At 45.7% G+C, this 10376-nt stretch carries 9 protein-coding genes and 1 pseudogene; 4 read left to right on the plus strand and 6 right to left on the minus strand.

The window, feature by feature from the left end:
* Positions 1 to 71: 71 nt before the first annotated feature.
* The 3 genes from BUB13_RS18300 (at position 72) to BUB13_RS18310 (ending at position 5482) form a co-directional block, all read left to right on the plus strand.
* A protein-coding gene (locus BUB13_RS18300) for an IS3 family transposase (protein ID WP_425269196.1) occupies positions 72 to 1633 on the plus strand; the annotation gives its coding sequence in 2 pieces (ribosomal slippage) (positions 72 to 552 and positions 552 to 1633; 1563 coding nt in all).
* Between the two features lie 221 nt (positions 1634 to 1854).
* Entirely contained in the window at positions 1855 to 3336 is a 1482-nt protein-coding gene (locus BUB13_RS18305; protein ID WP_072910200.1) for a tetratricopeptide repeat protein, read from the plus strand.
* A gap of 22 nt (positions 3337 to 3358) precedes the next feature.
* Complete coding sequence (locus BUB13_RS18310) at positions 3359 to 5482, plus strand: hypothetical protein (protein WP_072910201.1); 2124 nt, start codon at positions 3359 to 3361, stop codon at positions 5480 to 5482.
* A gap of 50 nt (positions 5483 to 5532) precedes the next feature.
* Here BUB13_RS18310 and BUB13_RS18315 read toward each other — a convergent pair whose 3' ends face one another.
* The 6 genes from BUB13_RS18315 to BUB13_RS18340 all read right to left on the minus strand — a co-directional run bounded on the left by BUB13_RS18315 (position 5533) and on the right by BUB13_RS18340 (position 10034).
* A complete protein-coding gene (locus BUB13_RS18315; protein ID WP_072910202.1) occupies positions 5533 to 6006 on the minus strand; it encodes a hypothetical protein in 474 nt (157 codons plus the stop codon).
* A gap of 37 nt (positions 6007 to 6043) precedes the next feature.
* Complete coding sequence (locus tag BUB13_RS18320) at positions 6044 to 6358, minus strand: hypothetical protein (RefSeq protein ID WP_139249437.1); 315 nt, start codon at positions 6356 to 6358, stop codon at positions 6044 to 6046.
* A 479-nt stretch (positions 6359 to 6837) separates the two neighbouring features.
* Positions 6838 to 7413: a recombinase family protein gene (locus tag BUB13_RS18325; RefSeq protein ID WP_072910204.1), complete on the minus strand. Its 576-nt coding sequence runs from the start codon at positions 7411 to 7413 to the stop codon at positions 6838 to 6840.
* 222 nt (positions 7414 to 7635) lie between these two features.
* Positions 7636 to 7920, minus strand: a complete 285-nt coding sequence (locus tag BUB13_RS18330; RefSeq protein WP_072910205.1) for a type II toxin-antitoxin system RelE family toxin — start codon at positions 7918 to 7920, stop codon at positions 7636 to 7638.
* A 3-nt stretch (positions 7921 to 7923) separates the two neighbouring features.
* Positions 7924 to 8175: a type II toxin-antitoxin system Phd/YefM family antitoxin gene (locus BUB13_RS18335; RefSeq protein ID WP_072910209.1), complete on the minus strand. Its 252-nt coding sequence runs from the start codon at positions 8173 to 8175 to the stop codon at positions 7924 to 7926.
* A gap of 332 nt (positions 8176 to 8507) precedes the next feature.
* A complete protein-coding gene (locus BUB13_RS18340; RefSeq protein WP_139249438.1) occupies positions 8508 to 10034 on the minus strand; it encodes a hypothetical protein in 1527 nt (508 codons plus the stop codon).
* 127 nt (positions 10035 to 10161) lie between these two features.
* Between BUB13_RS18340 and BUB13_RS18345 the strand changes: the two are divergent.
* Positions 10162 to 10376, plus strand: a pseudogene (locus BUB13_RS18345) (IS3 family transposase); the annotation flags it as partial.

Here is a 10376-nt window from a genome sequence, read left to right on the forward strand (position 1 = left end):
CCCCCCGTGTCAGGATAGTTGTCGCCTCTAACTGAACTCCAAAACAAATCATTGGGGCAGTTCGGAGGAACATGTATTCTAAAGCGTATCGGGCCATGATCATTCAGAAGGCGATTGGCCCCAATGCTCTTCCCATTGCAGAATTGGCAGAAGAGTTCGACGCCTCTCTTACTTCTATCTACAGATGGATGAAAGCCGCTGCTGCAGAAGAAAACGAGTGTGTCGAACCGGAGAACGAACCTATTTGCTTGCCAGTGCCGACCACGATGAAACGACCACAAGACTGGAGTCCCGAAGAGAAACTAGCTGCTGTGCTTGAAGCCGCCAGTTTAACAGATGAAGAACTAGGTGCATTTTTGCGCAACAAAGGCCTGCATGAAGCTCACTTACAACAGTGGCGTGAGCAGATGCTAGACGGGCTGAAACCTGTTCCGGTGAAAAACAAAAAGAATGCATCAGAAAGCAAGCGCATCCGGAATCTGGAAAAAGATCTCAGGCTCAAAGAAAAAGCCTTGGCCGAAACGGCGGCGCTGCTGGTTCTCAAAAAAAAAGCCCAAGAAATCTGGGGGGACGAGGACGACGACACCGACAGCTAGAGCGCCAGAAGGTTCTTATGTTGATCGATGATGCGATCTCTCAAGGAGCCCGTTTGAAATTAGCAGCAGAAACCTTGGGTCTTGCGGCTCGCACCATACAGCGATGGCGGCTGCAGAAGGAAGACAGACGACGTGGGCCATTGACCGCTCCCGCAAACAAGCTCAGCGTGGAAGAGCAGAAGCACGTTCTGGCAGTGGCAAACTCTCCAGAGTACCGGGAGCTATCTCCGAAGCAGATTGTTCCCCGCCTGGCTGACAGAGGGCAATATATCGCTTCAGAATCGACCTTTTACCGGATATTGAGGGCAACGAATCAGCTCACTCACCGACAGCGAAGTCGACCGGCCACACACCGCCGCCCGAAAGAGAAAACGGCAACTGGCCCATGTCAGGTGTGGTCCTGGGATATTACATACTTGCGCTCATCGATCAGGGGGCAGTTCTTCTATCTCTATATGATCCTGGATGTCTGGAGCCGCAAGATTATTGCGGCAACGGTGTTCCCCAAAGAATGTAGCCAGAACAGTGCACTGCTTTTTGTTAAAGCGTTCCACCAGTACAGTGTTGATCCGAAAAGTTTAACCCTGCACTCCGACAATGGCGGCCCAATGAAGGGGTCAACGATGCTCGCAACGCTCCAGCGACTCGGCGTTGTTCCATCATTCAGCCGCCCTGGAGTCAGCAACGATAATCCGTTTTCCGAGTCATTGTTTCGAACAATGAAGTACCGCCCGGAATATCCTTCTCGTCCATTTGCAACGGAGCAGGACGCGCAGAAATGGGTGGATGCCTTTGTTCACTGGTACAACACTGAGCACCTACACAGTGAGATCCGTTTCGTCACCCCAGATGACCGACATTACGGGCGTGACACTGCAAAGCTGAAGAACCGAAAGAACGTTTATGAACAAGCGCGGGAGAAGAATCCGGAGCGCTGGGCAAGACAGATCCGTAACTGGACACCAATAGAGATCGTTCGACTAAACCCTGAACGAAAACGGCCCTCCGAAGAGGGCCTGAAATCAGAAGCTGCTTGAAAAGGTTGAGGCGACAACTACCTTGACACCCGCCGTAAAGGTTGCCAAAAACTAAATACCATTTAGAAATTTCTAGGGGCTCTTATCGTAATGCCCATAATTCCCAACGATAAAAGAAGATAGCTTTCTTACTTGATGCCAGCGGTCAATCATGAGAGTCTTTGGTTTCCACGACTATTTGTGGGGATTAGATTTATCATTGTCTAAGAGGGGAGCATCTCATGGGAAGAATATTAATTATATTTGCGCTACTTCTTCTGATGGCAGGGTGTAAATCGACAGGCTCTTCTAATTCTTTACAGCAAGTACAAAGAAATTATGCAAAATACAAATCCACCAGCTCGCTTAAAAACAACGAGCAAGCGTTTGATCTCATTTTACTTATCCAGCAAGGTAAAAGCAGCGAAGCCGTTGCCGGTGCTACGCGGGCCCTATTAAAAAAGCCAGGAGCTGCTTGGGCTTATTTGGTGCGAGGGCAGGCCTATCTTAACTCGGACCAGTTCGAATTAGCTATTGAAGATCTGAGCAAAGCCATCGAACTGGATCCAAGTAACGGAGAATCTTACTTTTTTCGCGCCATTGCCAGAAGCTATATCTGTCGATCTGATTGTGGAACCGCCATTGAGGATTTGACAGTGGCCATTGATCGGGGCACGGAAAGAATAACTATCTATCCAAAAGGAGAAAAACAAACCTTTGATGCCTATCTGCAACGCAGCTTGGAATTTAGAAAAAATGGTCAACTTCACGAAGCATTGGCGGATTTAAATTATCTCATCAAGCGCGCACCAGAGGCTTCATATGGTTATCTCCGCCGCGCTCAATTGCTTGTCTTGATGGAGGATTTCGATAAGGCCTTCGAGGATGCCAAAACCTATAATGCCCTAGCAAATGGCAAGGGTGATGGATACACTCTCATGGGGATAGCGAGGTATTTTCAAGGCAACTTCGCCCAAGCGGAAAAATACTACAATAGCGCCCTGGAAACAGCCCGCAGGGGGAATCACAAAGGCAACGTAATCGCGGTTTCTTTTGCAAATTTAGCTTTGGTCAACTGGGCGAATGGCAAACTAGAGCAAGGCCTGGATTTGATGACAAAAGCCATCCGTCATCAACAAGAAAACCCTGATCCTCTTTTTTATCTTCGCTACGGCGGTCTTCTCCACGAAAACGGAAAAACCCAGCAGGCTGCCGCTGCTTTTTCCCGCGCTCGCCAGCTCGATGTAAACAGCTTAAACCGTTTAAGCAGTATGGAGTCGCGTTATCGGCACACCCAGCAAATGAGCCGATTTTTCGATCGGCAGATGAGTATCGCCAAACATTACCTGGAAAATGATTCAAACGCGCTGTCCGCAACCGATGTTAAAAAAATAGAAAAAGCACAATCCGCTCTGAGCATCACCTCGGTAAGAGTAAATCCATCTCCCGTGACCATTGGGCAGCCGTTCGATATCGGTATCAATTACATCATTACAGGTCCATCTCCGCCGGAAAAAACCGAACTCCTTTTCAGATTTGAAATATTGTCGAACGGAAAAACTCTTTTTACATCTGATCCTATAAACATTCCTGCTAAAAAGGGCTCAAACCAGTGGAAGCAAAACATGCGACCCAGCCAAGCGAGGGGGGAATTTGAGGTCAGAGTATTGCTTGAAGGGGACGGGCTCACACAGTCCTCCACAAAAATGTTTAGAATTCAATGATTGCTGAAGCTTGGAGTCGAGTATGATGCGGATGTTGTTTTTAGCCCTGGCCTCTCTTTTAATATCAGCTCCCAATCTTTTTGCAGGGTCATTACTTGATGATTACCTGCAAAACACATTTGAAGCATATGAAAATCTCAGCCTCCTGGAGGCGATTCAGAAATATGACACATGCATAGCCATCGACACCTCGATCCCTTGTTGGGAAGAACGCTGCATTTTTAATTTTTGTAAAGATGAAAAAAAATGGCTTGATGTTCAGACTGGATGGTGCAATTCGCAAATGCAAGCGATCGTCAACTGTGAGGAAAAACATAGCCCGGAACGGCAGGCTGCCGCCAACGCACGAGAAAAAGAGTGTATTGAGATCAACAAAAAATTCCAGCAGGAGTACAAAAACAAGAACTATGCAGCCTGTTACCAGATCCAAAAAAGAAATCGAAGCTGTGATTCCCAATTTGACTGGCAATGGAGTAAATTGCTCTATTGTCATGAGCTAAGGGAACAGTTTGTCGCAGCGACCCATGACGAGAACATTACTCGCATGAGGGATATTGCAGAAAAAGCCCAAGAGTGTGCTTGGCTAGACACAACCAATACGTCTATACAACAAGTCTGTTTACAAAAAAAGATTCAATTCGAAAATCATTTTAAAAAGGAAAACATTGCTCAATGTCGCGCTTTGATTGATCAAGCAATTGACAGAACCTTTACCTGTGACTGGGTTTATGAGGCAGAATCACGGCTTAACCTGATAGACACTTCCCTTGCCCCCTTCGAATCGGGCCCGGCCGCCTCCCTCAGTGATTGTATGAGCATGGAGGCAGCATACAAGCAAGCCCTCAGTGAGGGAAACAAGACCCTTTGCGACGTATGGCTTGAAATGGCTGCAGGGTGCTCATGGAGGGATTCAATTGTTCAGCTTAACGAAACAAATCCTCCAACTATCGGTCCGGCCCAGGACTCGCTTTTTTCAACGTCCGGCGGTCAATATAGCAATCCGGATAATAGGCCAGAAGATATCTCCCTTTTTGAAACCGATGGTGGACACTACACGACCTCGAATGAAAATGGTTCCGAGCCCCCTTCTCCATCAAAACCGTTTGACTGCAAACAACTAGAGGGTGAGTTCAACTTGGCCATCACTTCAGGGGACGGAGGTTGGGCCCAATCTGTTCTCAGCCGGTCACGCGACTGTCGCTTTTATTCCGCCGGCCATTCCACTGTTTGTCAAATATTTGAGACATCCTTCCGAAACGCTATAGAACGAGAGAACTGGTCATCAGCAGAGGCTTCTTTAGCCCAGGGAGAACAGTGCAATTTCGCATTGAATGGTGCGGCACAGATCCGAACGGCACAGGCGGCTGAGAAGTGCGACAAGATCAGGGAAGAATTCAATGGTCTCATGGTACAAGGGCAGTATATTCTGGCGGAAAGGACCGTAACAAAAGCCCATCAAGAAGGTTGCACCATTCCAAATGCCAATATTCAGCATCTGGACCAAGCGCTTGCAGATCTCGATCAGGAATATCAACAAAGAGTTCAAAATCGAGAAAACCAGCAACAGGCAATGTTCAATACTGTCATGAGCAGTATGGCCATCGCGACGGAAATAAACCGGAGTAGGCAAAATGGCCTCAAAAACGGAACCCGAACCTCAAACGGTTCGTCTGCAGGATCTTCAAGTACACATAATTTTCCGGGCCAAACCTACGCCGGACAGGAGCATTTTGATCAAAACAATAACCCTTCAACAGAAGTGAGCTTAGGTTCGGAAAACGCTTCAGGGCCATCAAGTGGCATAGAGGGTAGTAACCAATGTGGAGAAAAAATTCCGGTTGCACAACTTGATGGTCTCAGCCGCTCGTTTGGCAGCAAGGTTAAAAATTCATGGCGGAAAAAAAGAAACGGAGCTGTCATGGGGTGGCCGGGGATGTATAGTCCTTCAGGCGCTGTCAATGTATTGAGCCAGTACTTGAAAAAAGATCGGTATGAAAAGAATGTAAGCATCTGGAAATCAAAAGTCAGCTGCTACGACGCATGCGTGCAAAGTGTCCCAGAGGGGCAATATAGGTCAAGTATTGGGACGAACTTTCAGAGCTGCATAAAAAAATGTCGGCGCTTAGAATTTGAGAAATGCCCTTGAGCAAACAAGGGACCTCAGCAACCAAAACTGGTTATTATTGTCGGGCCGAGTCAATCAGCCTCCCAAAAAAAGGAATACCAGTTGCCTGAGATATGGCTGTAACCGATGAAACCTTCAACCTTTTTAGCATCGGAAGCCATATCTTCAAGCGTTGGATAGATCTTTTCCTTTCTTGCCGGGTCAATATAGGCGATTCCGGTCCCAAATGCCCCGACGCCGACTCCTCGAATGTGCGTATAATATCGAACGGTCACCGATCCCCCCTGCTGGTAGGAATCAGGCCTTGGTTCCGTTTCGAGCCATTGATAGCCAACGTCCTTATCGGCTCCGGAAGCAATTGCCGTATTCGTCGACAAGGCAGTAAGTATTGCCGCATTTTTTTGTTTGAACATCGCACGTTGCCTGGAAAAGAATTCTTCCATCTCGGCTGTCTTCGGTAACGTGAACTGGCGATAGCCGATGAAGCCAAGGGCAATAATCGAGATAAGCAGGACCACCAGAAGAAGCTTGAACGAGGTTCTCATTACCGCCTCTAGATTGATTAGTGTTTCAAGAACAGGTTCATAGTGAGTTGAAATTTACGCCTTTGGCCAATATTTCCTTTACGATATTGATATCCCCTGCACAGGAACTGAGAAACAATCGCTGTGTCGGCTCACCAATCATACTTTTGTTTTCAGCGTGTGTTTTTTGAAATTTATCTGCTTTCAGCTCATCCATTTGTGGACCAACGACAAAAGCAAAATAGAAAAAAGCCGAAGAGCAAATCAGGCTTATTACTATTATCAGGCTTCTTGTTCGACCGTATTTTTCTGTACGGATCCAGTAACCTGACAGCATCCCCAAAACAGGAATGAGCAAGTAGCCCCAAACCATCGAAGCCTCCTGATACTTTAGGATCGTGTAGGCACACAAGGTAGACAACACGATAAAAATCAGGAAGTTGAAAGAAAAATACAAAAAGCCAAATATCTTTATGGGTCTTTTGAACCGATCGCGATTTTTCATGTCACGTCTTTTAATCTTCTGGCAGAGTCAGTAAATCTCACAGAAAAGGCATACCACAACGATGAAGCCGATTCCCACAAATATCTATGGGAATTAAAACTACCAGACACGTGGACCCTGTAATTTCGGCTGTTAAATGCTTATCCTTAAGTGATCTCAGACGATCAAAGGCATTCAAAACAATCAGCGGTAAAGGTCCAGATGATGATTTCAAAAATCAGAAATTCATTTTTGGAAGGATAGGTATCGAGCAGTCAGCCAGTTTGGCAAATGTAGGAAATTTCGCTTTTGAAAACAGAGCCCCCTTTGGCGGTTGAGCTGAATAGCTCTTAAGGGGGCTATCGGTATCAGGCGGCAGTTTTTTTCATCGCCGCTATACGCCTATAGACGGTTGTTACCGAAACGTTGAATTTTTCTGCCAGCTCTTCTTTGGTCAGTGCCTCTTCTTTAATCCAAGAGGCGAGGGACTTCTCTTCCAACTCTGACAGCTTTGGCTTTCGACCAAATTTGACACCTGCTGCCATCGCCCGCTTCCGACCTTCGTTGATCCTTTCAGTGATCAGTTCCCGTTCAAACTCGCCAATGACAGCCAGAACATGGAAAATCAATCGCCCGGTCGGTGTTGATGTGTCCAGTTCCTGATCAAGAACCTGCAGGTCACAGTTCTTATCCTGGAGCGTTTGAGTGATCTGCATCAGGTCGTGCACAGAGCGAGCAAGCCGATCCAGTTTGGTGACAACAAAAACATCGCCGTTGCGAACGTAGGCCAATGCTTCCTGAAGGGCGGGCCGTGTTGCTCCGCGACGCCCAGAAACTTTCTCTTCGAAAATACGGTCACAATCTGCCAGCTTTTCCCGTTGAATACCTAAATCCTGGGCATTTGTGCTGACACGAGCATAACCAACCTTTTGACCAACAATCATGACATGCCTCCTCTCTCCTTAAGTGTTTAGCCCCATAAGGTGTGGGCGGAGCCTGGAAACGCATATCAATGTTGAAATTCAGAAGAGCATTGGTTGCTTCTACGATTAGCTCTTCGCGGGACTCTTTATCTGCTTTGGCCCTTGCCATGACGGTATCTTTAAAATTTCTAGTCAGGGGAATACTAATCTCCCTTTTGCTCTTTAAGAAATAGGGATATTCTCCTAATGCCGCTTCAGAAATCGATAAACATCCTTTCGATGGCCGACATGGACAACGAGAACCACAAGCACATCTTTCTCAATCTGATAGAGAATACGATAGTCACCAACCCGAACTCGATAGAGAGGCGGATTTTCTCCAGATAATTGCTTGCTGTTCAAAGGGGCTGGGTCTTCAGCCAGCCCCATGATTGCGTTGTCGATCTTTTTTACAAGAGCACGATCACCCTTGGCGAGTTTGACAAGGGTTTTCTCTGCTGCCGGGGTCAGTTCAATTTTAAAAGTCATCAATCAAAGGCCCAGCCTGCTGCGAACCTCATCATATGGGATACGCTCCCCCTGAGATTCTTCAAGAGCCTGCTTGGCAGCTTTTACATCGAGCTGGTCTTCCAGCATCTCCAGCAGTTTTAAGTCGTCAATAGAAATGATTGCCCCCACTTCACGGCCTCGCTTTGTCAGCACAACTCGCTCATGGGTATAGCGGGCGCGGTCTACAACCTCACTAAGATTGTCTCGCGCATCAGAAACACCGATCTTTGTCATGTCAACCTCCAATCTGTACAAATTGTACAATTCGTACAGATTGAAAGCAATACATATTTTGACCATCTATCTCCGCTGAATAATCCCCACAGTCGATTTTTCATTTCCATAAATCCCGGAAATCATTTTTGGCAACAGCCCTAAGTTGTCATCGTCTACTAATGGTTGAGTTTTGACAGGACATTCAACAGGAAAAACAGTCGAAAGCCCCCCTATCGAAAGTCAGGAAAACAGTTTTGGAGTCGGGAAATCTTAGATTCAACCAATACTGCTTAGTTTTGACAAAAATGCCCCTGAAGATTTACAGGGGCATTCGTCTTGAAAATCCACAATTATTTGTGAAAAAACCTGTATAGGTTTTCGTATGTTGTAGATATTTTATTGTCTGAACAATGACCAGACACCTGTGACACCAGTTGATTGTAATCATTGATTGCGGATGCATAAAAATTGCTAATCTTAGAAGTGTAACTACCTATACTAGAATTTTGACTTTTGAGCCTTATATTCATAAGTCGCTGAATGGCCCAAAGCTTATTTTGACCATAAAATGAGTCAAAATTACTTGCATATTTACGCTCAATAAAAATTTCACGAGAAGGCCCTGTTTGACGTTCACTTTCTACAAACCCATTTTCATCATAACGTGTCTCTATTGGGACTATTTTTCGCCCAACAGGATCTTTGATTTTGTTGCTGCAGTAATCTGAGTAGATTTCAATAAAATCATTGTGGAAGAACTTGAGATAGCTTGTATAGTCTTTAAGACGTTCAAAGTTACCCTCGTATAAAGTAGTCAGCAACTCATTATAGTCGCTAATGTAATAAGAATCATCTTTATATTCAAAGAGATTTATTGGTTTTTTTAATGAAGCTTCACTGTCCCAAACTAAGTAACAGTCATTTCCCTCTTTACAGTAGTATTCGTCGGGTACAGGGTCAATTTTGAAATGAATTTTCTTTGCATCAGGACATTCTTTTTTGTAAGCCTTGGCAATATGCATAGCTGCAAAATTAAAGTCTGACATTTCAGGTTTTTTTCCAAACTCTCGCTCAAAGCCTCCGCTGTATTGGGGTGATAGTTGCAATACAGGGTCTTGCTCACATGTCCCCTCAAAATCTATCCCAACCACACTAAAGGGGCTTCTGGCTTTCAGCTTAAACCTTCTTGAACTGTCATAGCTTGTTGCTATAACTCCATCATGTATAGACCAGTTTGAATCTTTAAGCATGGTTCCATCATAAACAAGATCTTTCTGCCTGGGGTCATAGAGTGGATAAAAAGCAAATCTCATTGCTGCTAATTGTTCACATTGTTCAGAAAGAACCTCTCGTATAATGCCCAATTTTTCGATTATTTTTGGCGGCAAATCTTTTCCTGAGTGAGAAGATCTAAACTTGCTAAAATCAAAGTACTTTGTAGCGGCCTTTACCTCTATAGACATAAGCTCAGAGCAGACAGTCGGTGTGTGGTTTTTTAAATTCATTACAATTGTTGGTCTATTATAGACTGACGCTTTTTCCGGAGCCCCTCCAGCAGAAAAGTAAAATTCTTTCGGATCTGCTCCCCTACTCGTTGATTTTAGTAATGTGATTCCAAAATCACCAATCGTTTTATTGATACGTCCATTCTTAGTCTCCCAAACCTTAACCGCATTTTTGTTGGCGGAATATTTGCTCTCTCGTTTGGCATTACCGACTTTTTGTGTTGCGGTGGTGAGACCAGTAGAAACAATTTTCCAGCTTATCTTTTTTGAGGTTATCCCTTTATATGTTGGGGCTCCGTTTACAAATCCGGCGATATTGATCTCTTCTACTTGGTTACATTCTAAGCTCAGGAGTGCTCGTGCTGAGCCCACCAAGCGTTGAACCTCATGGGGCGACGCCGGTTTTCTTGGACACTGATTTGGGATAATGTTCCCGTGTCCAAGGAGATTAAAAATGACAGTAAAGAACCAGAACGAAACCGCTACAGGACCGCTGGCCGAAGGGCAGCGGTGGAGTGCCGCCCGCAAACGAGAAGTTGTCCTGCGCATGCTACGGGGAGAATCTGTTGATGCTCTGTCCCGTGAGCTGAATATCGAAATCTACCGCCTTGAAGAATGGCGGGAGAAAGCTCTGACCGGAATCGATGAGTCGCTCAAAAAGCGCCAGGGTGATCCGGTTCAGGCTGAACTTAACCAGGCCATGCGCCGCATTGG

The sequence above is a fragment of the Malonomonas rubra DSM 5091 genome, from assembly GCF_900142125.1.
GTDB lineage: Bacteria > Desulfobacterota > Desulfuromonadia > Desulfuromonadales > Geopsychrobacteraceae > Malonomonas > Malonomonas rubra.